General features: G+C 61.2%; 21 protein-coding genes. 6 read left to right on the top strand and 15 right to left on the bottom strand.

Features of this window, described 5'->3' with window-relative positions:
• Positions 1–17: 17 nt before the first annotated feature.
• Positions 18–1235 (top strand): hypothetical protein, encoded by a 1218-nt coding sequence (locus L7A20_RS00690; protein ID WP_237222036.1) that lies wholly within the window; start codon positions 18–20, stop codon positions 1233–1235.
• Here the strand turns inward: L7A20_RS00690 and L7A20_RS00685 are convergent.
• From L7A20_RS00685 to L7A20_RS00665, 5 genes are all read right to left on the bottom strand, one after another.
• Positions 1232–2686 carry an MATE family efflux transporter gene (locus L7A20_RS00685; RefSeq protein WP_237222035.1) on the bottom strand — a complete coding sequence of 485 codons (1455 nt, stop codon included), beginning with the start codon at positions 2684–2686 and terminating at the stop codon, positions 1232–1234. The two genes, L7A20_RS00690 and L7A20_RS00685, sit on opposite strands and share 4 nt — an antisense overlap.
• Positions 2687–2780: 94 nt before the next feature.
• Positions 2781–3620, bottom strand: a complete 840-nt coding sequence (locus L7A20_RS00680; RefSeq protein WP_237222034.1) for a shikimate 5-dehydrogenase — start codon at positions 3618–3620, stop codon at positions 2781–2783.
• Positions 3621–3806: 186 nt separating this feature from the next.
• On the bottom strand, positions 3807–4319 hold the full coding sequence (locus tag L7A20_RS00675; protein ID WP_237207422.1) for a GNAT family N-acetyltransferase: 513 nt from the start codon (positions 4317–4319) through the stop codon (positions 3807–3809).
• Between the two features lie 90 nt (positions 4320–4409).
• A complete protein-coding gene (locus tag L7A20_RS00670) occupies positions 4410–4931 on the bottom strand; it encodes a GNAT family N-acetyltransferase (protein WP_237207421.1) in 522 nt (173 codons plus the stop codon).
• A gap of 2 nt (positions 4932–4933) precedes the next feature.
• Positions 4934–5341 carry an RNA-binding S4 domain-containing protein gene (locus tag L7A20_RS00665; protein WP_237186591.1) on the bottom strand — a complete coding sequence of 136 codons (408 nt, stop codon included), beginning with the start codon at positions 5339–5341 and terminating at the stop codon, positions 4934–4936.
• A 147-nt stretch (positions 5342–5488) separates the two neighbouring features.
• Between L7A20_RS00665 and L7A20_RS00660 the strand changes: the two genes are divergently transcribed.
• Positions 5489–6439, top strand: a complete 951-nt coding sequence (locus L7A20_RS00660) for a sucrase ferredoxin (RefSeq protein ID WP_237222033.1) — start codon at positions 5489–5491, stop codon at positions 6437–6439.
• Between the two features lie 103 nt (positions 6440–6542).
• Here the strand turns inward: L7A20_RS00660 and L7A20_RS00655 are convergent, their stop codons facing one another.
• Both L7A20_RS00655 and L7A20_RS00650 read right to left on the bottom strand, forming a co-directional pair.
• On the bottom strand, positions 6543–7304 hold the full coding sequence (locus L7A20_RS00655) for a VIT1/CCC1 transporter family protein (protein ID WP_423817410.1): 762 nt from the start codon (positions 7302–7304) through the stop codon (positions 6543–6545).
• A gap of 100 nt (positions 7305–7404) precedes the next feature.
• Positions 7405–8394 carry an alpha/beta hydrolase gene (locus L7A20_RS00650; RefSeq protein WP_237222032.1) on the bottom strand — a complete coding sequence of 330 codons (990 nt, stop codon included), beginning with the start codon at positions 8392–8394 and terminating at the stop codon, positions 7405–7407.
• Positions 8395–8440: 46 nt separating this feature from the next.
• On the opposite strand from L7A20_RS00650, the gene L7A20_RS00645 reads away from it, so the two are divergent.
• Complete coding sequence (locus L7A20_RS00645; protein WP_083091871.1) at positions 8441–8692, top strand: ribbon-helix-helix protein, CopG family; 252 nt, start codon at positions 8441–8443, stop codon at positions 8690–8692.
• Between the two features lie 154 nt (positions 8693–8846).
• Positions 8847–10502, top strand: a complete 1656-nt coding sequence (locus L7A20_RS00640) for an alpha-keto acid decarboxylase family protein (RefSeq protein WP_237222031.1) — start codon at positions 8847–8849, stop codon at positions 10500–10502.
• Between the two features lie 27 nt (positions 10503–10529).
• Here the strand turns inward: L7A20_RS00640 and L7A20_RS00635 are convergent, their stop codons facing one another.
• Positions 10530–11918 carry an MBL fold metallo-hydrolase gene (locus L7A20_RS00635; RefSeq protein ID WP_237222030.1) on the bottom strand — a complete coding sequence of 463 codons (1389 nt, stop codon included), beginning with the start codon at positions 11916–11918 and terminating at the stop codon, positions 10530–10532.
• A gap of 128 nt (positions 11919–12046) precedes the next feature.
• Between L7A20_RS00635 and L7A20_RS00630 the strand changes: the two genes are divergently transcribed.
• Positions 12047–12304 (top strand): metal-sensitive transcriptional regulator, encoded by a 258-nt coding sequence (locus L7A20_RS00630; protein WP_237207416.1) that lies wholly within the window; start codon positions 12047–12049, stop codon positions 12302–12304.
• 111 nt (positions 12305–12415) lie between these two features.
• Here L7A20_RS00630 and L7A20_RS00625 read toward each other — a convergent pair whose 3' ends face one another.
• Together L7A20_RS00625 and L7A20_RS00620 are read right to left on the bottom strand one after the other, a co-directional pair.
• Positions 12416–13018 carry a rhodanese-like domain-containing protein gene (locus tag L7A20_RS00625; protein ID WP_237222029.1) on the bottom strand — a complete coding sequence of 201 codons (603 nt, stop codon included), beginning with the start codon at positions 13016–13018 and terminating at the stop codon, positions 12416–12418.
• A gap of 13 nt (positions 13019–13031) precedes the next feature.
• Positions 13032–13808, bottom strand: coding sequence for a sulfite exporter TauE/SafE family protein (locus L7A20_RS00620; protein WP_237222028.1), 777 nt, complete (start codon positions 13806–13808; stop codon positions 13032–13034).
• A gap of 207 nt (positions 13809–14015) precedes the next feature.
• Here L7A20_RS00620 and L7A20_RS00615 point away from each other — a divergent pair, with 207 nt between their 5' ends.
• Positions 14016–14219: a hypothetical protein gene (locus tag L7A20_RS00615; protein WP_237198278.1), complete on the top strand. Its 204-nt coding sequence runs from the start codon at positions 14016–14018 to the stop codon at positions 14217–14219.
• Between the two features lie 105 nt (positions 14220–14324).
• Here L7A20_RS00615 and L7A20_RS00610 read toward each other — a convergent pair whose 3' ends face one another.
• The 5 genes from L7A20_RS00610 to gabT all read right to left on the bottom strand — a co-directional run bounded on the left by L7A20_RS00610 (position 14325) and on the right by gabT (position 20967).
• Complete coding sequence (locus L7A20_RS00610) at positions 14325–15782, bottom strand: amino acid permease (protein ID WP_237222027.1); 1458 nt, start codon at positions 15780–15782, stop codon at positions 14325–14327.
• Between the two features lie 258 nt (positions 15783–16040).
• Positions 16041–17351: a type II toxin-antitoxin system HipA family toxin gene (locus L7A20_RS00605; protein ID WP_237222026.1), complete on the bottom strand. Its 1311-nt coding sequence runs from the start codon at positions 17349–17351 to the stop codon at positions 16041–16043.
• On the bottom strand, positions 17348–17713 hold the full coding sequence (locus tag L7A20_RS00600) for a helix-turn-helix domain-containing protein (protein WP_237198275.1): 366 nt from the start codon (positions 17711–17713) through the stop codon (positions 17348–17350). Before L7A20_RS00600 ends, L7A20_RS00605 begins: the two co-directional genes overlap by 4 nt.
• A 199-nt stretch (positions 17714–17912) precedes the next feature.
• Positions 17913–19289 (bottom strand): NAD-dependent succinate-semialdehyde dehydrogenase, encoded by a 1377-nt coding sequence (locus L7A20_RS00595; protein ID WP_237222025.1) that lies wholly within the window; start codon positions 19287–19289, stop codon positions 17913–17915.
• Between the two features lie 331 nt (positions 19290–19620).
• The gene (gene gabT / locus L7A20_RS00590; protein ID WP_237222024.1) at positions 19621–20967 is read right to left on the bottom strand and encodes a 4-aminobutyrate--2-oxoglutarate transaminase; all 1347 of its coding nucleotides are present in this window, start codon (positions 20965–20967) and stop codon (positions 19621–19623) included.
• Positions 20968–20983 lie beyond the last annotated feature (16 nt).

Genomic DNA, 20983 nt, shown 5'->3' with positions numbered 1-20983 from the left:
AAACTTACCTTCATATCATGGCAGCAGACCGAAAGATAACGCCGCAGAAAGCTGTGCGTGCGCTTATCGCAGGCCGCTTACTCACCAGCTTCGGCGAAGGTTTGGCAGGGTTTGCTGTCACCGTTATCGCTATCCAAAATCTCGGTGGGATTGACTCTGGAGTAGCCGTAGCCATTGCGTTTGCCACCGGAGCGCTTATAGGCAACATCGTTGGGTCACTTGCCGACTTCTACGCACCACCTCGAATTATTACCCTCTCTGCGTTTACAGCTACAGTAACATCACTTACCTTAACTATTAGCTCTCTCACTGATACTCTCACTCTCCCTATAGTAGTCATCATCAGTTTCATCATTACAACCTGCTCTTCAGCCCTCTCACGTGCAGACACTACTGCTTTCATCCACATGCTAACCCCTGAAGATCTTCCTCAAACTTTTGGGTTTATTGCTGCAAGAACACAAGTAGCTGCTGCTATAGCTGGTATCTTTGCGGGAATCACGCTCAATGCCTGGCAATCTCTTCCCTTCATAATCAGTACTACCAGCTGGATTATCCTCATTGGGTTTACTATTGTTTTTGGTCGCGCCTACATAGCTGCTAACTGCCGCCCGCAAGAAGTACCTGATTTCGGTTTTTTTACTCTCTTTGCAGGTTTCGCTTTTGCAATCAAAACTAGGCCTATTGCAGCCGTAATTATTATCAGCGCTACCGCTAATCTTTTCTTAGAAGGTGCGGGAACAATTATAGAAATAGACCTCATAGCATCCGGTGTGAGCGTTGTTCTCGTTGGAATGCTAGGAACTTTCACCAATCTAGCTGCACTGGTTGGTAGCCTATTCAGCGGGACTATCAGCGCACGTTTTACGCCACGACTTCTCTTCATTATGGTGTTTATGCTACTGAGCTCAGCTATGCTATTTTGTGCGCTCTCCCAAAACTACTGGATTACAGTAACTAGCCTTTCGTGCGCTGTCATTCTCATACCTTCACTGGGCGTAAGTACCGCTGTAGCACTTGCTCAGTTGGCTCCCGATACAATGCAAGCCCGTGTATCAGGCGCTAGCGCGATAGTTTCGATCATTACATCAGCAATTTCTCCGGGACTATATGGGTTCTCCTACGCCCGGTTTTCCCGATTTGTCACACTGTTTGCAACGGCCTGCGCCTTAGGTGCTTTAGCAGTTATTGCCCGTTACACAATTCCCCAGAAACTTCATCAGCAAAACCCCTAACGAATCCACACCCCACTGCGGGCCCGCAGGCCCAGGGTGAGGGCGCGGGCGCCCATGTACCACAGGGCGTAGGAGCACCAGAGCAGCAGGTAGGCCAGGGTGGGGGCATCGAACAGACCGCCCCACCCCCAGGAGGTGCCCCCGGCAAGCGGGGCGGGAGCGTCCGTACCGGCACCGAACCAGAAATAAAGCCCAGCCAGCACCGGCAGGTAGGCCACCAGGGTAAAGAGCCCAGCCAGACCCAGATAGCGTACGTCCTGGGCGCCGATGAGCACGCCGTCCAGAATAAAGACGTAGGCCGCCAGGGGCTGTCCCACCGCCAGCACCAGAAGAGATAGGGCGAAGAGGCGCTGCACCTCGGGGTCGGGGGTAAAGACCCAAGCCAGGCCAAACCCGACCGCCGGGCAGACCAGGGCCGTAACCAGACCAAAGGCCAGGCTCCACCGCACCAGGCGGTTTTTGAGCTGAACCACCGCATCCTGCCCCTGCCGGGTTGAAAGATCCTGTGCGCCCATCTCCTTACCCAGCAGGGCCTGGGCTGCAATGGCCAGGGCGTCCAGGGCGAAGGCCAGCAGGTTAAAGAAAGCCATCGTCAGCTGGTAGGCGGCCAGGTTTTTCTCCCCCTGGCTGGTCACCACAAAGACCGTAGCCAGCAGGGCAATCCGCAGGCAGGCCGCCCGCACCATCAGCCAGGCCCCCACCTTGAAGACAGCGGCCAGTCCGGCGCGGTCGGGCAGCCAGCCGGGGGTTCGCGCCGATAAGCCGGAAGAGCTGGTAGCCGAGCCGGGCGTCCGCGTCCGCGCAACCACCGCGTAGGTCAGTGCCAGGGCCATACCCCACTGCACCACCGCCGTCGCCACCGCCGAGCCAGCCACACCCCACCCTGCCGGGTAGACCAGGGCCCAGCTCAGCGGCACGTTGAGGGCAGCGCCGGTGGTAGCAACATAGAGGGGGGTTGTGGCGTCCTGAAAACCGCGCAGGGCACCGGTCGCCGCCAGCACCAGGAGCATACCGGGCAAGCCCGCCAGGGAGGGTAGCAGGTAGGCGGTGGCGTGGGTCAGGACGTCCCCGCCCGCCCCCAGTGCACGCAGCAGGGGGCCGGCGGTCAGCGCCAACAGCACCGCGAAGAAAAGACCCAGGCCAGCAGCCACCCACAGGCCGTTGCGGGCGGCAGCAAACGCGCTGGGAGTATCGCCTGCCCCCACGGCTCGGGCCACCGCCGGGGTGGTGGAGTAGGCCAGAAAAACCATGAAGCCCACCAGGGTCTGCACCACGGTTGAACCCAGCGTCAGGCCAGCCAGCGGGGCACTGCCCAGGTGACCCACGATGGCAGAATCAGCCAGCACCAGCAGGGGCTCAGCAATGAGGGCACCAAAGGCGGGCACCGCCAGGGCAAGAATCTGGCGGTTGAGCGAAGGCTGCCGGGGCGAAGAAGACGGTGTAGAGGGCATAAAACCACCCTACCGGCGTCCGTATGGGTAAGCGAAACCTTCATCTGCGTGTGCAAAGAACGCGCAGATGAAGGTTTCGGTTACTTTCAAGAAGCTAGCTGGCCTGGGCTTCTGCCTCGGCCGCATCGGCGTCGCTGACCTCAACCCCGGTGTAAAGCTTGAACTGTTCAGCAGCCTGCAGGGCGATGACCTCGCCGCCGGTAATCACTTCCTTGCCCGCAGCCCGTCCGGCCCGAATCAGCGGGGTTTCAACGGGCATGGCGACCACGTCAAAGACCACCTGGGCGGCCTCAATCGCGAGAGCGGGGTAGGCCAGGGTGTCAACCTCGGGGCCACCCTCCATACCGATGGGGGTGACGTTCACAATCACAGGGGCGGTTAGCTCGCCCACCTCAGCGGCCCAGGTGTAGCCGTAACGCTCAGCCAGGGCGCGGCCGGTCTCTTCATTGCGGGCGATGATGGTGCCGGTGCGGAAGCCCGCGTCATAGAAGGCCCCGGCCACAGCCGCCGCCATGCCGCCTGAACCGCGCAGCAGGAAGGGCAGGGCGGGATCTACCCGGTGGGAAGCCAGCAGGGAGGCCACCGCAATCACGTCGGTGTTATAGGCCTTAAGATAGCCGTCAGTGTTCACGATGGTGTTAACCGCGCCAATCACTTCAGCGGAATGGTCTATCTCGTTGACCAGGGGAATCACTGCCTGCTTGAAGGGCATCGATACCGAGCAGCCCCGAATGCCCAAGGCCCGCACACCGCCAATGGCGGCCTCAATGTCGGTGGTGGTCATGGCCTTATAGAGAAAGTCCAGGCCAAACTTTTCGTAGAGGTAGTTGTGGAACTTAATGCCGTGGTTTGAGGGGCGGCCCGAGAGGGAGATGCAGACGGTGGTGTCGCGATTCAGGGGCGGACGGCCAGGCGCGGCAGGTGAGCTAGTCATAGGGTGTTTTCCTTGGTGAGGGTTCGAGCCGGGCTCCTCACAGCGGGGCCAACCCGGCCTGACCCTTTCACCCTACCACCGGCGTCCGCGCACCGCTCCACCTCGGCTGAGTGTAACGATAAATGCCATGTGCGCGAATCGTTACCGCGCACATGGCATTTAGCGTTACAGTCAAAAGTGGGGCTGCTAGGGCCGGGTCATGATGTAGGTTTTACGGCCCGCAAACTCGTCAGAGCGGGCGATGGTGAAGCCTTCTTTTTCATAGAAACGAATCGCGCGGGCGTTGGTGGAAAGCACCTCAAGTTCGGCCGGGCCGGGGTCGAGAACCTCACCCAGCAGGGCCTGGGCAACTCCCGTGCCGAAGGCCTCGGGCAGCAGGTAGAGCATTTCAAGTTTCTGCACCTCATACGGCATCTGGGAGGCGAAGGCCAGACCCAGGAGTTTGCCCGCGACGTCCTTTTCTACCGCCACCAGGGCGCGGCGGTGCTGGCCCAGTTGCTGCTGAATATCTTCACCGGTGCCACCGGTGGAATCAAGCCACTCTGCAAATCCGGTGGCGCGGGCGTCCAGCTGCTCTTCCTGCTTAGCGAACATTTCGGGGGTAAATGTGCCTGCGTAGGCGTGACGCCAGGACGTCATGCGCAGCTCTTCCCACGCTCTGGCCTCTGCGGGCACAGGTGGGCGGATCTCAAAATTCATTATTCTCCTCGAGCCCTGCCGCTGCGAGCGAGTGGGGGAAGGCAGGGCGTAGAGTCATAATACCGCACCGACCTGCACAATCTTCAGGTTTTAAATAGACAGGTGGTAGATGTAGTCGTGGGCGACTTCGGTGGCAGTGAGCTGGAAGGTGCGCTCACCCACCCGGGTGAATCCCATCTTTTCGTAGAAGGCCTGGGCGCGGTGGTTGAGCTGATGGGTGCCAAGGTGCAGGCCGTCTTTACCGTCTGCGCGGGCGGCGGCGATAGCGGCGTCCATGAGTTCCCTAGCCAGACCGGTTCCACGGGTTTCTGCGGAGAGGTAGAACTTGCTCAGGTAGGCGGCGTTGCCGGGGATTTCAGCAGGCTGGGGCGCCTCGTGGTCGATGCCGAAATAGGCGATAATCTCGCCTGCTTCATTGACGGCCAGAGTGAAGCTGTAGGAGCCGGTTTCGATATAGCGGGTGAAGGACGCCTCATCTAGGTTTTCGCTCACAAAGGCCGCCACGAACTCGCGGGGCACCACGGGCGGGGCAGCGTCGGGGAAGTGCGCGCTAGCGAAGGCGGAGAGGGCGGGAACGTCGGCAAGGACGGCAGGGCGCAGGGTGTAGGGCATACTTATTCTTTCTCGTAGCCGCGGAGCTTGTTGAGGGCGCGGCGCTCAGTTTTGGTGGGTCGGCCTGCGCCCCGGTCGCGGCGGGGTAGGGCGCCGCTGGTGAGGTAGGCGGGTTTGGGGGCGGAGATGTCGTCGTAGCAGGTGACGGCCACGGGTGCACCGACGCGCTTGGAGATGGTTTTGCGCACGATGAGCACGCGTTCCCAGCCGGGGTAGCGCACGGTGACGGTGTCGCCGGGTTTGATTTTTTGGGAGGGCTTGGCGTGCTCGCTGTTGATGCGCACGTGCCCGGCTTTGACCTCGGAGGACGCCAGTGATCGGGTTTTGAAGACGCGCACCGACCAGAGCCAGGCGTCGATACGCACAGGTGGCTGCGGCTCTACGGGGGCTGAGTCTGCGGGTGAAGTCATGTATCTAGGCTACCCAATGAGCAGGCGAAGCCCTGACCTGCGCGAGCGTGCGTCATATCGCTGAGCGTGCAACAGTCATGCGCACTCTCGGCGATATGACGCACGCTCGCCGCCCCTTGGAGCCCGCGCTGGCGTACACTTATGCCCATGACTAGCCCTACCGCACCCGCTATTCCTGCCGATTCCTGCTCCCTGCCGGTTGATGAGAACCTACCGGGTACCGCTGCCCGCGAGACGCTCTGGGTGCTGCTGGAGCACCCCGGCGGCTGGAGCCGCGATATTCTCGATGGAACTGTCTTTGGGGCAGAACTCTCAGCCGCCCTTAAAGAGAAGATGGCGCAGGCGGGTGCCCGCCTGCTGCTGATTCGGCAGCCCGGTCGTGAGGGGCAGAAGGTTAAGGACACCGGTGCCCGCCGCCGCGCCTTCCTTGCGGTCACCGGGGGTAGGGGTTTTTCACCCGCCCGACTCTACTCCTTTGAGGTCTCCGGTGCGGAGGAGCTGCTCACTCTCCCCCTGGAAACCCCGGAAAATATACCCGGCGCGGTTGTTTCACGTGAAACACTCACCCTTGTCTGCACCCACTCCAAGCGTGACCGCTGCTGCGCGGTACGGGGCCGACCCATTGCGTCCTTTGTATCCGAACAACTCGCAGACGGCAGCGTCTGGGAGTGCTCCCACACCGGTGGGCACCGCTTCGCCCCGGTCGCTATCAGCCTGCCCACCGGCTACACCTACGGGCGTCTGACCTTCGAACAGGCCCTGACCTTAGCCCAGGGTGCCCAGCAGGGCCGGGTGGAACTCACCGGGCTGCGCGGGCGCTCCTCCCACTCCCCCATCGAGCAGGTAGCCGAGGTAGCCGTCCGCACCCTCCTTACGGACGCCGGTGAGCAGGTAGGCCCCGACGACCTAAACCCCGGGGAAATGACCGCCACCGAACCCGACCTACACGCCGCCCACGTCGCCCACCGCGACGGCCGCTTCTGGGTAGCAACTGCCCGCCGCACCGAGCTAGCGCCGCGACCGGCGTCCTGCGGTAAGGACGCCGGCCCCGCCTTCAGCTGGGAGGTCGTCAGCCTGCACCCCGGCACGGCAGCCTAACTTTTATCAAGCCCCCGGGAAGCACACAGGCGGGCCTGCTCATGCAGACCCGCCTGGTGGCGTCCGCCCCGGTTCAAAGAATCAGGGGCTGAATCTCGACGTTTTAGACCACGCCGGTTGCACCCAGCAGGGAGCCCACGCCGAAGGTAACGGCCAGGGCTAGGGCGCCACCGACGACGACGCGCACAGCGGCCTTGCCGTAGTGCGGGGAGCCGCCCCACTTAGCGCCCAGAGTGCCGGTAATAGCCAGGGCGATCAGCACGCCCGCAAAGGTCACCGGAATACGGATGGACTCGGGGAAGAGCAGAATCAGCAGGGTAGGCAGCAGGGCGCCCATGAGGAAGGCACCGGCTGATGCAAGGGCAGCGGACCAAGGGGAGGGAATGTCCTCATCGTCGATACCCAGCTCGAAGTGCAGGTGGGTTTTGAGGGCGTTCTTCTCGGTCATTTCGATGGCCGCCTTGCGGGCGGTTTCCGGGGAGATGCCGCGCTCTTCTAGGATTTCGGTCAGCTCGTCCAGCTCTTGTTCGGGCAGGTCGCGCAGCTCAGCCTTTTCCTTGGCGATCAGAGCTTCCTGGCTATCCACCTGGGACGAGACCGACACGTACTCGCCCAGGGCCATTGAAATCGCGCCACCAACCACAGCGGCGGTAGCAGCCACACCGATAGCCGAAGTGCTAGCGGTAGCACCAGCAACGCCCACTACAGTGGCAGCTACAGAAACGATGCCGTCGTTAGCACCCAGCACAGCTGCGCGCAGGCGGTTGAGCTTCTCCTGGTAGGCACCGCCCATATCGTGGGCTTCACCGGTGTGGGAGTGAGGGGCTGCAGCTGCAGGGGCTGCTTCGTTCGGTTGGTTCGTCATAGGTCTAAGCGTAGAGAGTCCCCCAGCTTTCTTCCAGCAAGTCTAGAGTGAGCTTGCCTGCTCCCCCGCTTAACCGCCGGGTGAGGCTAGGCTGGGCTACCTAGAGGCGGTCGATGAACTCGCCGATAGCCCGGTAGGTGGCGGTACGGGCGGGTTCGGGCGAGAGGACGAGGTCGTGGGTTCCGCCGTCGATGACGCGGCTGGTGACGTCCCTACCCAGCCCCAGGCCCCAGCGGCGGATTCCCTGCACGTTGAGCACAGCGTCGAAGTCGTGGCGGTCGGTGGGGTTTGTGAGTTTGCCGGAGCGGGCCGAGGTTAGCAGCAGAACGGGGGCCTGGATGTCGAGGCCGCGCTGTAGCTGCCGGTGGGCCCGGCGCACAGCCGCCAGCCAGCCCGCGTAGACGGGTGGGAAGTTGAGGGTTTTCCAGTCGGTGTTGAACTGCCAGGTGCCCGCGTGCTCAGCGTGCAGGGAGCGGGCGTAGGCGTCCTCCTGCTCCTTCTGCACGATGGCGCGTGGCTTGAGGCGTGCGAGCGCCGCCACCGACCCGGTCATGAGGGCGCGCTCAAGCGGGTTGTTGAAGTGGTCGAGCCAGGGTGAGTTGAGGACGACTGCGGCCAGCTCGGGCGGGGCGGTTTGGCTGGCCCAGAGGGAGGCGATGAGGCCACCGGTGGAGTGGGCCATAAGAATAACCTGCCGGTGCCCGTCGCGGCCGGTGATGAGCTTCCAGGCGGCGGTGAGGTCTTCGAAGTAGTCGTCGAGGTTTTCGGTGTAGAAGGGGGTTTGGCCGGGTCGCAGGGAGCGGCCGTATTTGCGCAGGTCTAGGGCGTAGAAGTCGTGGCCGCGGGCTGCCCACCAGTCGCCGAGGTCCTTCTGGAAGAAGTAGTCCACAAAGCCGTGCAGGTAGAGCACGGCGGGCTGTGCTGCCCCGTCCTGCCCCTGCGCGGACGCCGGTAGCTGGGGAGCCGCGTCCGCCCCGTCGGCGCCTGCGGGTCGGTGGACGAGGGTGGCAACGATGGGGCCTTCTGCGTCGCGGCCCAGGTCGATGGTTTCGGCGGTGTAGGGGGCGCCGAGGATATCTGGCTGTGTCATAAAACCCACTATACTCTCGCACGCATTTTCGTATTACGATATTTATATGGAAACTATCAACGGCACCCCGGTAACAGAAGAGCAGATTCAAGCCTGGGCTGACGAGGCTGAAGCGGGTTACGCAGTAGAACGATTTAAGAAACGTGGCCGCCCAAGCCTCGGGAGCGCTCCGGCATCGGTCATTCCCGTCCGCATGGAGGAGGAGCTCCTTGCAGCCCTCTTACATAAAGCTGAGGTTGAGCATCTTAACCGTTCAGAAGCTATCCGCGCCGCTGTCCAGGCATGGGTTGATGCATGATTTCAGTTCACCACTCCGCTCTCAAACATGGAATGTAGAGGCATAGAGCCATTCACCGCTAACATTCTTATAGAAGTGATACCCGCAACACCCCGCAGGTATCTCATGCAAAAGACCCCTTGCTCCTCTTCTTAGATTTATAAGGACACCACCCATGACCTACACCGTCAGCGACTACCTGCTTGACCGCCTTGTTTCCCTGGGCGCCACCGATATTTTCGGTGTGCCCGGCGACTTTAACCTGCAGTTCCTCGACCATGTGATTGCGCACGAGCAGCTGACCTGGGTGGGCAACGCGAATGAGCTCAACGCCGGGTACGCGGCGGACGGCTACGCCCGCGTGGGCGGTATTGGCGCTCTGGTGACCACCTACGGTGTGGGTGAGCTTTCCGCTATTAACGCAACGGCCGGTTCCTATGCCGAGCATGTGCCCGTCCTGCACATTGTGGGTGCCCCCTCCAAGGATGCCCAGGCCGCCCACCTGACCATGCACCACACCCTGGGGGATGGGGACTTCAGCCACTTTATCCGCATGGCCTCCGAGGTGTCCTGCGCTGTTGCTAACCTTGAGCATGCTACCGCCACCGCCGAGATTGACCGCGTGCTGCGGGAGATGATGATCCAGAAGCGCCCCGGTTATATTCTGCTGGCGACCGACGTGGCCCGGGTTGAGGTGGCCCCGCCGTCCGACCCCCTGGAGGTGCCCAAGGCCCTGTCCTCCCCCGGCGCTGCCGAGGCTTTCCGCACCGACCTGACCGAGGTGCTGGCGGGCAAGCAGACCACGGTGCTCGCCGACCTTTTGGTCCACCGCATGGGGGCCCAGGCCAACCTGACTGAGATGCTGGAGGCCACCGGCCTGCCCTATGCCACCCTCATGTGGGGTAAGACCCTGGTGGACGAGTCCAAGCCGGCTTTTGCGGGCATTTACGCCGGGGTGGTGTCGTCCGCCCGCACCAAGGACGCCGTGGAGCAGGCCCAAGCCCTGATCTGCGCGGGCGTGACTTTCACCGACACCACCACCGCAGGTTTCTCCCAGAACCTCCCCGAAAACACCGTCTTCTTGGGCGCCCAAACCGCCAAGATTGGCCGTAAGACCTACGCCCCGCTCACCCTCGATACCGCCCTGGATATTGTGCGCGAGGTTGCCCGCGAGGTCGGGGCAACCCCCAAGGAGCTGCTGCCCTGGGACGAAGAAACCCACGAAGACATCGACATGACCGCCCCGCTGACCCAGGACGTCCTCTGGTCCCTGCTCTCCCGCGAACTGTCACCGGGCAACATTGTGGTGGCCGACCAGGGCACCTCCTTCTTCGGCATGGCCTCCCGCCGCTTCCCCGAGAACTCCATGTTCATCGGCCAGCCCCTGTGGGGCTCCATTGGCTATACCCTGCCCGCCATGCTGGGGGCCGCGATTGCCGACCGGGGCGCGCGCGGCGTCCTGCTCATTGGCGACGGCTCAGCCCAGCTGACCTTCCAGGAAATCGGCACCATGCTGGAGCAGAAGACCAACCCGGTGGTGGTGCTGATCAACAATGACGGCTACACGGTAGAGCGTGCTATTCACGGGGCCACCCAGCCCTACAACGACATCCGCCGCTACAACTGGCAGCTGATTCCGGCAGCGCTGGGGGCGACCGAGGACGACGTGCTCATGCTGCGCGTGACCACCGCCGCTGAGCTACTGGAGGCGACCGCCCTGACCCAGGCCACGCGCGACAAGCTGGTTTTCCTGGAGGTCATGATGGATAAGGACGACGTGCCCGCCCTACTGGCCGACGTCGCCGCCGCGCTCACCCGCGCTAACTCCTAAAGGTGGCCTGGTCCACCCCGCACCCGGCTAGTTCTGCCCCGCCCAGGCGGCATAGCTGCCTTCAAGTTCGAGCACGGTGTAACCGGCTCGACGCAGACCGCTGGCAACCACCGAGTTGCGCACGCCGGACTGGCAGAAGGTCAGCAGGGTCGAGCCGGGGGCGGGCAGCTCATCAAGGCGCCAGAGGGCTGAACCACCTGAGAGCTGCTGGGCACCGGGAATGGTGCCTGCGGCGTACTCATTTTTAGCGCGCACATCGACCAGAGCATCGCGGGAGGCTGTATCTAGCTCATCCACCGCCACCAGGGGCGGGGTGAAATTGATGAGGGGCTCAAGGTCGGCAGTGTAGTAGCGCACGGTATCGATACCTACCCGGTAAAGGGCATCGCGCAGGTGAGTCGCTTGGGCTTCAGTATCGGCCAGGACGACCAGGGGGCGGCTTTCGCGTTCGGGGTCTAGCACCCAGGCGGCGAAGTTAGAGGCCTGGGGGCCTGCCGGAACATTCAGCGAGCCTTCCACAGTGCCGCTGTGCACGTCGTGCTGGTCGCGGGTATCGATGAAGATAGCCTGATCAGCCTCAAGTTTTTCTGCCACCTGGGCAGCGGTGAGTTCAGCAGGTTCGGGGGCAGGGTAACCGATGAGGGCAGGGCCGACCCGGTTTTCCTTCTTCATGCGGGCAAAGTAGGCATGGGCGTCGGGCTGGCCGTTGAGTAGCTCGTCAATAAAGCCCTGTTCGTCGTTGTTGCGCACGTAGGGAGCCCACCAGGCGTAGGCTTTTTCGTAGCCAACGGTGCTTGAGGGAACCGCGCCGAGAGCCTTGCCGCAGGGGGATCCTGCGCCGTGGGCGGGGTGCACCTGCACGTGGTCAGGTAGGGGCATGAATACATGTTTGAGGCTGGTAAAGAGGTCGCGGGCCCCGTCAAAGCGGGTGTCGATGCCGCCTGCTGCCTCGTCGAGTAGGTCGGGGCGGCCCAGGTCGCCCACGAAGACGAAGTCGCCGGTGAGCATGTAGCCGGGGGCGTCGGCCACAGCACCATCGGTGATAAGGAATGAGAGATGCTCCGGGGTGTGGCCGGGGGTGTGCTGGGCGGTGACGGTAATCTTTCCGAGCTGGATGGTGTCGCCGTGGTAGAGGCGCGTGCCGTCGAAATCATACTGCCAGTCGTCCCCGCCTTCGCCGGAGAGGTATACGGTGGCGCCGGTTGCGGACGCCAGTTCGCGGGTTCCTGAGAGGTAGTCGGCGTGGATGTGAGTTTCGGTGGTCGCCACAATCTTCATGTTATTTTTGGCAGCCAGGTCGAGGTAGACCTGGATGTCGCGGCGGGCATCGACCACAATGGCCTCGCCCTTGCGCTGGCAGCCGATGAGGTAGCTGGCTTGGGCAAGGCCTTCTTCGTAGATGCGTTCAAAGAGCACGGTAGATCCTTTCAGTGCAACCAATATAAAAATACCCCCAGGGGTATTTAAAAGATAGCAGAATCCCAACCGGAAACAAACCCCCGGGGGTATACTAGAGAAAAAGTTTTTACAAGAAAGCAGAAGCCATGCAACTCAACCCCGAAGAGATGAAACCGGTCATCAACCGTCTCAAGCGTGCCCAAGGCCAACTCAACGGCATTATCCGTATGCTCGAAGAGGGCGATGACTGCCAAAAAATTGTCACCCAGCTCGCCGCCGCCTCTAAAGCGGTCGACCGCGCCAGCTTTGCCGTGGTCGCCAACGGGCTCCAGCAGTGCCTTACCTCAGATAAGCCCGAGATGACCCCCGAACAACTAGAGAAAATGTTCCTCTCGCTCGCCTAAGGCCCACACAGCACACCAAAACGCCGCGCCCCTCCCCCACCCCAGCACTGACAAGGCGCGGGGCAGGAGCCAGGGGGTGCGGCGTCCCTGTTTTAAAATTTAAGGCGGGGCCTAGCTAACCCGAGAGTCACCAGTAGCGGCCAGGCGGCGCTTTGCCTCGCGCAAGGTGACGTCGCCACCCTTGTTATAGGGCAACTTTGAAAGCGCCGCACCCATGGCGCAGGTATTACTGACCGCCGCAAAAGTCAGACCGCCGCCAATGGCACCAGCCAGGTACTTGGCCTTGGGGAAAATGGTGCTAGCTGCTACCCCACCCAGCACCAGAGAACCCGCAACCAGGCGCACCTGACGCTCGAGATCCCAGCGGGCCGGGCCCACATTGACTGGCTGATCAGCCTTCTTCCAGGCCTCCATACCGCCGGTGAGCACACTGGTGCGGGTAACACCAGCCCCAGCCAGGAGCTTCTGGGCGCGGGTAGCGCGAGCACCGGAACGACAGATAATGACAGCTTCATCATCAATGAAAGCACTCAGCTCTTCGGGGTGCTTTTCAATTAGAGCCAAGGGTACATTTACACTCCCGGGAATATGGGCACCCTCGTATTCCGCTGCGGTGCGCACATCGAGCAGCAGGGTCGTGTGGGAGTCTTTAATGTTCTGCGCCAGCTGCTGCACCTCAAGAGTTGAGGGGAGAGAGCTTGTAGTATCTGACATGTTTTTCCTTTCTTTATGCCATCAGTTCAATGAGGGTGGTAGCTGCCATGTAGGCTGCGACGACGTAGAGAAAAATTGCGAAGGCTAGCTGCAGGGAACGCTGGGGCACCCGCCTACCACCCCAGGTGCCGGCCAGGGTACCGACCGCAGTTGCAGCCAGCAGGGGTGCGAGCGCTGACCAATCCAAGGACGGCAGGGCCCCAACTCCCAGGGCTAGGGCAACAAAGCTGTTGATGAGGATAACCAGTAGAGAGGTCCCCACGGCGGTTGCCATACTGAACCCCAAGATGAGAGTCAGGGCGGGCACGATAGCAAAACCACCACCCACACCAAAGAAGCCGGTCAAAAAGCCAACCCCCGTAGCAGCCCCCACCAGCGTAACCCCCTGCCGGAAGGCGGAGGGGTGGGAGATAGCGTCCATACCCTGGGCTCGCACAGAGCTTCTGCGTGCCTTGCGTACCATTAGACTGGCCACCACCAGCAACAGAGCAGAGAAGGCCAGCAGGAGCAACCGTCCATCGAGACTATGGGTCAACATTCGACCGCCGTAGGCACCAGCCAAACCAAGCACCCCAAAGAAAGCGCCGCGACACCAGTCAACCGAGTGGGCTTGGGTCAGCACACCGGCGGCAGCACCAACACCCACCACTACAAGGGAAGCCAGGGTCGCCTGCGCCGGGCTAAACCCGAACCCGTAGACCAACAGGGGAATCGCTAAAATAGCCCCACCCCCGCCCAGGGCACCCATGAGCAAACCTATAGCCAGGCCGCCCGCAAGAGCTAACAGCACAATTCTTCTTTCTCTTTCTTCACCCTAGAGATAATACCCCTAGGGGTATATAAAAAACAAGGTTGCCCCCTTCAAAACACCCAACCCCACGTATCATCACAAGCCACAGCGGACGTCAGGACAAAGCGGAGCAGTCCACCACTGAACGGAATTTTGGTAGCGTAGGATAGGGAATTTTGGGAGCGTAGAGCGCGGAATATTCGGATTATGACCTTGTCAGATGGATATCACCATATCTGTACAGGAACCTCGACTGCGAGCGTTACGGACGCGGACGTCCGCCACCTCCTATGGTTGCGTGAGAAGGCGGGAAGTTCAGTAACGAACCTGGTGGTGGTGACAACCGGTTCTCAGGCCTACCGTCGGCAGGACGGCGTAGCGGTAGTCCCACTGGCCCTTTTAGCTGAGTAGCAACAACCGCCCCAAATTAAACCCCACACCCTGCCACAAACCGCTGCGGGCGTCCGCGCAATTTCGTGACAGGGCGTGGGGTTGGGAATACCTTGCAAAGGCGGCCTAGCTCTTCGCCGCCACCTTCTTACGGGCCAGGGGCCACAGGGCCAGCATAGCTACGGTGACAATGAGCGAGGTGTAGACCTGGGTGCGGCCCGACTCGCTGCCCAGCATCACGATCAGCACGAAGAGAATACCCGCGATGAGCACAATATTGAGCCAGGGGAAGAGCCACATCTTGAGCTTGAGCCCGGCAACTTCTTCGGGGGTCATCTTGCGGCGCATGTTCCACTGGGTCAGGGCGATAAAGACGTAGACGAAGAGGGCGACCAGGCCCGCCGAGTTCATGATGAACTCGAAGATACCCGAGTTGGGGGCGGCAAAGTTCACGATGGAGGCAATGACTCCGCCGATGGTGGATGCCAGTAGGGCGTAGACGGGCACGCCGCGGCGGGATTTCTTGGCCAGCAGGTCGGGGCCGAAGCCCTGCTGGGAGAGGGCTGCTGCCATGCGGGAGGCAGAGTACAGGCCGGAGTTCAGCACCGAGATAACGGCGGTGAAGATAACCAGCTGCATAATGACCGAGGCCCCGGGCACGCCCAGGCGTTCGAAGACCAGGGTGAAGGGGGCGACCGACACGTTGGTGGGTTCGGGCAGTTCGTCCCAAGGAATCACCATGCAGATCACGGCGATAGCGCCGACGAAGAAGAGCAGGATGCGCCAGATAACGGTCGAGGACGCCTGGCGGATACCCTTGGCAGGGTCTTCCGATTCGGCCGCTGCCATGACGGCAATTTCGGTACCGAAGTAGGAGAAGATCACCAGGGCGACACCGGTGAGCACGATGCCGTAGCCGTTGGGGGCGAAGCCGCCGTGGCTCCACAGGTAGTTGACGGTGTTGGTGGAGTCGGGCCACAGGCCAAGGGCGAAGAGCAGGCCGGCAACCAAGAAGACCACGATGGCAATTACCTTGATGGAGGCCAGCCAGAATTCGACTTCACCGAAGGTGCGCACAGAGATAAGGTTGGTGCCCACAAAGATAGCGAGAAGGACGAGGGAGGCGGCCCAGGCGGGCACGCCGGGGAACCAGCCCGCGATGGTTTCACCACCGAGCACCGCCTCATAGGCGAGCACGCCGACCCAGAAGTACCAGTAGAGCCAGCCGACCAGGTAGGCGGCCCAGTTGCCCAGGCCTACGCGGGCGTATTCCATGAAGGAGCCGATGGCGGGCCGGGCAGCGGCCATTTCGCCCAGCATGCGCATGGCGAGGAAGACTAGCAGGCCGCCGATGAGGTAGGAGATGAGGGCGGCGGGGCCGACGGAGCGAATCACGTTACCGGAGCCCACGAAGAGGGAGGCGCCGATAATGCCGCCGAGGGTAATCATGGTGACGTGGCGGGGGCGGAGTTTGCGCACGGTGGCGTCCCCGGCGATGGGTGGGGCGGTGTGCTGGTTGACCCGCATGCCGACGGAGGTCTCGGGCGAGACCGCATCGTCGTAGGGTGAGTGGGGTTGTGTCATGTGTTTTCCTAGGGGTGCGCGCTGGGTGCGCTGGGAATTTTTAAGGACGCCGCCGCCCGCCTACTCTGCCGGGGGCAGGGTGGCGGGCGGCTGCGTCCTTGCAACGTATGTTTATTGTACGGCGCTACTTTTGGACGAAGTAGAGGCGCTTGTTGACGAATTCGTCCATGCCGACGTCAATCTGCTGAGTCGGGTAAGCAGAGCTGCCAAGGGCTACACCTAAAACCAGAAAGCCAGCTCCCTACTAGCCCCTATGACCTAGTGCCCACGATCCAGGAGAGTCAGCGTCACATCAGATAGACGCTTAACCTCCGTGTGCAGACGCTCAGGCAAAGCACTGCTTCCTATAGCCAAAGACTCTGCAGTGAATACAGTCTCTAATGCAACCGGCAATCTCTCAGCAATCTCCCTCACCGTTGCTACCACCCAATCTGCGTCTATGCTGGCCGCTCTTGCAAACCTCTCCCAATGTCTACGGGAAATTTTGCCAAAGCGTCGTTCGCCCCCAATAGCCATAGCAGCCTTTCTCAGCTCATCAGAAACCCCAGGAAGCCCATCGTTTTCGCTATAGCCAAACTCCGAGCCTCCCGGCTCGTAGGGTAAGGCTGATGCAACATCATAAAAAGGAGCCAAAACCAAGCGACTATTAGGAAGGTGTATCAGAGAATAATTTTTCGCGTGGGCGTCAGGAGCACCCAACAGGTAGTTGCCGATAAGCCCTTGAACAAATTTTTCAATTTCTGAGTCAGCCGCCCCGTTCAGCCTTAAAACTTCAATTATTTTTAGGGCGCTGGGCCCTTTATTGGATTCGTATTTATTCTGCGGGAGAGTAGAGGTTGCCTGGCAGAAATCCTCCTGGTGCAGACGCATAACCTGCCCATCACCTAGGCGTAAACGGTCATAACGACTAACAATAATTGCCGGTACTCCATCGAAAGTACGGTACTCCGTGGAAGCAACCGCTAGTCCCACTTCACCCAAGGCCTTAAGACAGAGGTGCTCATTAAGAGCCTGGTCTTTTAGGGTATGAATACCCGGCTTAAAGATATGGGTTGTTGGTTCTGCACCTCTAGCTTCAAACCAGTCACCGTTCTCCTGCCGTAGCGCAAATTTACTCTGTGCACCTGCCAAGGACCACCGCTCCCGAGGAAGAATCCATGACTGCCCCGAATCTGTCAGGCTCCTCAAACGGTTAGCTATTGTTTCTTCATTGCAGGAGATTAACTCACCAGTAAGGTTCAGAGAGGGGTCTTCACTGTCGGGATCGAAAAACTGAACCGCTCCGGCGCAGTCAGCACCAATGTGTTCAAGCAGGGCAAAAGGATTTCGGGGGGAAACACCAAACTCCCGCCCCAAGGCCTCACGCACCCCGTAGCCTTCTGGCACAAGGCCCTCGATAAAAGCTCTAGTGACTTTTGCTGAGTAAGGGGCTTCACGCACTGGCATAGCAACTGAGAGCTGCAGAGTATCACTCACACCAGAAAAGTATTGGAAGGAAAGACTACCTGCGCCTGACTGTCTAAGAGTGCCGATTTTTTGACCATAGGAGTAGGCTACGAGTTGTTTCATGACTTTCTACCACCTTCTAGGGTGGCACGTACTTCTTGCTGCAGCCTAGTCTCACCGAAAAGGTGGCTCAGTTGGTCGTCCGTAGGAAAAATAATATCGGGCATATCGTGTGTCGTTTTTTTAGGGCTGTGCGCCCCCTCTGCCGCAGACCAGGACAGGGTGATATCAACTCCCAGAACCTTCAACAGGTCCAGAACTTTACCCAACTCTGCTCTAGGGCGTTTGCCCTGTTCGATACCACTTATCCATTCGCGCGAGACCTTAGCCCTTTGGGCAAGCTCTTGCTGAGTTAGACCAGATTTTGTGCGGGCATCATGAATAAAAGCTCCCAGATTTTTCTGATGGGTGATTTTCCGCTCCATTTTTACCTCCCGCACTACAAGAGTTATGTGTCAATACGTTCACACCACTGAATGTGAACGTACCGTCACAATACCAGATGTGAACATACCTTCACATGACTGAAAGGAACAGGCCCTCCCCACCCTTCCAGACCTCCATGACATAAAGAGGGGCTCATACCCCGCAAGGTATGGGCCCCTGCCAGCCAGGGAACCTAGTTTAGCCAGCTACGTAGTAGAGGCGCTTGTTAACGAACTCATCCATACCGTAGGGGCCGAGTTCGCGGCCGTAGCCGGAGTTCTTGACGCCGCCGAAGGGGATTTCGGCACCTTCACCAGCGGGGGTGTTGACGTTGACCATGCCGGCGTCAATCTGCTGGGCCAGGCGGCGGGCGCGGGCCTCGTCCCGAGAGAAGACGGCGCCACCCAGGCCGTACTGGGTGTTGTTAGCCAGCTCGATGGCTTCCTCGTCGCTCTCGACCCGGTAAACGGTGGCGACGGGGCCGAAGAGCTCCTGGTAGTAGACCTCGGAGCCGACGGGCACATCGGTGAGGACGGCCGGGGAGAGGTAGGCGCTCTTCTCGTCCAGTAGCTGCCCACCGACGCGCAGGGTGGCACCGGCGGCAACGGCCTCGTCGAGCTGCTTCTTGAGGCCTTCGGCTGCCGAGCGGGAGGAGAGGGCCATGTAGGTGGTCTCGTCCGCTTCGGCGGGCTTGCCCGGCTTCATGGCCTCGGCCAGCTTGACGAGTTCGGCGACAAACTCGTCGTAAATGTCAGCCATGACGATCATGCGCTTGTTGGAGTTGCAGGCCTGGCCGGTGTTGTACATGCGGAAGCCCCAGGCGGTGGCGGCGGCTTCAGCGACGTTGTCGGTGTCGAGCACGATGTAGGGGTCGGAGCCGCCCAGTTCGAGCACGGCCTTCTTGAGGTTACGTCCGGCAATACCGGCAACGATAGCGCCAGCTCGTTCGGAGCCGGTCAACGAAACACCCTGGATATGGCGGTGGCCGATCATGGTTTCAATCTGGTCGTGGCTAGCGAAAACTGCTTCGTAGGCACCCTCGGGCAGCCCGGCGTCCTTCATAATCTCAGCGATTACGAGCGCTGACTTGGGGCAGATTTCGGCATGCTTGAGCACGATGGTGTTGCCCAGCATGAGGTTGGGGGCGGCGAAGCGGGCAACCTGGTAGTAGGGGAAGTTCCAGGGCATGATACCCAGCAGGGCGCCCAGGGGCTTGCGCTGGATGTAGGCCTCGGAATTTTCGGTCTCTGAGGGAATCGGCTCGTCTTTGAGGTGATCGGCGGCGATCCCGGCATAGTAGGCAAAGATAGCGGATGAGAATTCGGCCTCTTCGATGCCCTCTGAGATGGGCTTACCCATCTCCTGGGAGATGATTTCGGCCAGTTCCTGCTTGCGCTCTTCGAAGAGCTCGGCGATGCGATTGACGATAGCGGCGCGCTCTTCGACGCTGGTGTTGCGCCAGGAAAGGTAGGCGGCGTGGGCACGCTCTACAGCCGCAACGGCCTGTTCGTCGGTGAGGGTGTCGAAGGTTTCGAGTACCTCGCCGGTGGTGGGGTCTTCAAGTCGGTAGCTCATGGGTTTAGCTCCTTTGTGTTTGTGGGTATGTGCGGTACGGACGCCCCTGCGCCGACTAACCTTCTCGCAGGCTCGCAAGCTCGCATGCGATTCATGCCAGCCCCAGCCAGTCGGCTTACGGGGCGTCCGTACCGCACCTAAATGCAACTCAACAAGCTGGATGCGGGGCCAGCTCTCGGGCGGGAAATACCCTCAAAGCCAGGCTGGCTGGGTCTGGCGTGAATCGTAGCGAGCCCCCAGGGCGAGCTACGAGAGGGTCAGCCTGGCGGAGGGTATTTCCTGCCCATTTCCTGGCGCAGGGGCACCTGCCCTGCTCATACACAACAGATGATTAATTTCCCGCGACCTTGCGGATTTCTTCCACGAAGATGTCCAGGGCTTGGCCCAGGAGTTCTTCGCTGATGGTCAGCGGGGGTAGCAGGCGCACGACGTTGCCGTAGGTGCCGCAGGTGAGGATGAGGACGCCGCGTTCGGCGCAGGCTGCTGCGATGTCTTTGGCGGCGGTGGCGTGGGGTTCCTTAGAGTCGGAGTCTGCCACGAATTCGACGGCGAACATGGCGCCGCGGCCGCGGATTTCGCCGACGATGTCGAGTTCGTCAACGAGGGGGCCGAGCTTTTCGCGGGCGATATCTTCGATGCGGGCGGCGCGGGCGTTGAGGTTCCACTCTTCCATGGTTTCGATGGCGGCTAGGGCTGCGGCGCAGGCGACGGGGTTGCCGCCGTAGGTGCCGCCGAGGCCGCCGGGCTGCACCTTGTCGAAGAGTTCGGCGCGGCCGGTAACGGCGGAGAGGGGCATACCGCCTGCGATGCCCTTGGCGGTGGTGATGAGGTCGGGCTCGATGCCTTCGTGGTCGGAGGCGAACCAGCTGCCGGTGCGGCAGAATCCTGCCTGGACTTCGTCCGCGATGAAGACGATGCCTTTTTCGCGGGCCCAGGTAACCAGCTCGGGCAGGAAGCCTTCGGCGGGGACGATGAAGCCGCCTTCGCCCTGGATGGGTTCGATGAGGATTGCGGCGACGTATTCGGAGCCGATCTGCTTTTCGATCATGTCGATGACGCGGGCAGCTGCTTCCTTGCCACCCAGGTCACCGTCGCGGTAGGGGTAGCTCATGGGGGCGCGGTAGACCTCGGGGGCGAAGGGGCCGAAGCCCTTCTTGTAGGGGGCTGCCTTGGCGGTGAGGGCCATGGTGAGGTTGGTGCGGCCGTGGTAGGCGTGGTCGAAGACGACGACGGCGTTGCGGCCGGTGGCTGCGCGGGCGATTTTGACGGCGTTTTCTACGGCTTCGGCGCCGGAGTTGAAGAGCACGGTGCGCTTGTCGAAGTCGCCGGGGGTGAGCTGGTTGAGTTTTTCGGCCACGGCTACGTACCCCTCGTAGGGGGTGACCATGAAGCAGGTGTGGGTGAAGTGGGTGGCGGCTTCGCGTACGGCTTCTACGACCTTGGGGGCGGAGGCACCGACGGAGGTGACGGCAATGCCGGAGCCCAGGTCGGCGAAGGAGTTGCCGTCGACGTCGACGATGACGCCGCCGTCGGCGTCCGCCGCGTAGACGGGCAAGGTGGAGGCTACACCGGCGGGAACGTTGGCGGCGCGGCGGGCAGCTAGTTCGGCAGATTTGGGGCCGGGGACAGTGCCGGTGAGGGTGATCTGCTGGGGTAGGCGGTAGGCAATCTCAGCCATGGTGGAGGTTCCTTAG

Origin of the sequence: Rothia nasimurium, from assembly GCF_928381415.1 — a bacterium.
GTDB classification, from domain to species: Bacteria; Actinomycetota; Actinomycetes; order Actinomycetales; family Micrococcaceae; genus Rothia; species Rothia nasimurium_H.
This window is presented reverse-complemented; position numbering and strand designations above follow the sequence as displayed.

What these genes read in the sequence shown, in the direction of transcription:
- L7A20_RS00690 (WP_237222036.1), top strand. Translation starts at nt 18, where the DNA reads ATGGCAGCAGACCGAAAGATAACGCCGCAGAAAGCTGTGCGTGCGCTT.
- L7A20_RS00685 (WP_237222035.1), bottom strand. Translation starts at nt 2,686, where the DNA reads ATGCCCTCTACACCGTCTTCTTCGCCCCGGCAGCCTTCGCTCAACCGC.
- L7A20_RS00680 (WP_237222034.1), bottom strand. Translation starts at nt 3,620, where the DNA reads ATGACTAGCTCACCTGCCGCGCCTGGCCGTCCGCCCCTGAATCGCGAC.
- L7A20_RS00675 (WP_237207422.1), bottom strand. Translation starts at nt 4,319, where the DNA reads ATGAATTTTGAGATCCGCCCACCTGTGCCCGCAGAGGCCAGAGCGTGG.
- L7A20_RS00670 (WP_237207421.1), bottom strand. Translation starts at nt 4,931, where the DNA reads ATGCCCTACACCCTGCGCCCTGCCGTCCTTGCCGACGTTCCCGCCCTC.
- L7A20_RS00665 (WP_237186591.1), bottom strand. Translation starts at nt 5,341, where the DNA reads ATGACTTCACCCGCAGACTCAGCCCCCGTAGAGCCGCAGCCACCTGTG.
- L7A20_RS00660 (WP_237222033.1), top strand. Translation starts at nt 5,489, where the DNA reads ATGACTAGCCCTACCGCACCCGCTATTCCTGCCGATTCCTGCTCCCTG.
- L7A20_RS00655 (WP_423817410.1), bottom strand. Translation starts at nt 7,304, where the DNA reads ATGACGAACCAACCGAACGAAGCAGCCCCTGCAGCTGCAGCCCCTCAC.
- L7A20_RS00650 (WP_237222032.1), bottom strand. Translation starts at nt 8,394, where the DNA reads ATGACACAGCCAGATATCCTCGGCGCCCCCTACACCGCCGAAACCATC.
- L7A20_RS00645 (WP_083091871.1), top strand. Translation starts at nt 8,441, where the DNA reads ATGGAAACTATCAACGGCACCCCGGTAACAGAAGAGCAGATTCAAGCC.
- L7A20_RS00640 (WP_237222031.1), top strand. Translation starts at nt 8,847, where the DNA reads ATGACCTACACCGTCAGCGACTACCTGCTTGACCGCCTTGTTTCCCTG.
- L7A20_RS00630 (WP_237207416.1), top strand. Translation starts at nt 12,047, where the DNA reads ATGCAACTCAACCCCGAAGAGATGAAACCGGTCATCAACCGTCTCAAG.
- L7A20_RS00625 (WP_237222029.1), bottom strand. Translation starts at nt 13,018, where the DNA reads ATGTCAGATACTACAAGCTCTCTCCCCTCAACTCTTGAGGTGCAGCAG.
- L7A20_RS00615 (WP_237198278.1), top strand. Translation starts at nt 14,016, where the DNA reads ATGACCTTGTCAGATGGATATCACCATATCTGTACAGGAACCTCGACT.
- L7A20_RS00610 (WP_237222027.1), bottom strand. Translation starts at nt 15,782, where the DNA reads ATGACACAACCCCACTCACCCTACGACGATGCGGTCTCGCCCGAGACC.
- L7A20_RS00605 (WP_237222026.1), bottom strand. Translation starts at nt 17,351, where the DNA reads ATGAAACAACTCGTAGCCTACTCCTATGGTCAAAAAATCGGCACTCTT.
- L7A20_RS00600 (WP_237198275.1), bottom strand. Translation starts at nt 17,713, where the DNA reads ATGGAGCGGAAAATCACCCATCAGAAAAATCTGGGAGCTTTTATTCAT.
- L7A20_RS00595 (WP_237222025.1), bottom strand. Translation starts at nt 19,289, where the DNA reads ATGAGCTACCGACTTGAAGACCCCACCACCGGCGAGGTACTCGAAACC.
- gabT (WP_237222024.1), bottom strand. Translation starts at nt 20,967, where the DNA reads ATGGCTGAGATTGCCTACCGCCTACCCCAGCAGATCACCCTCACCGGC.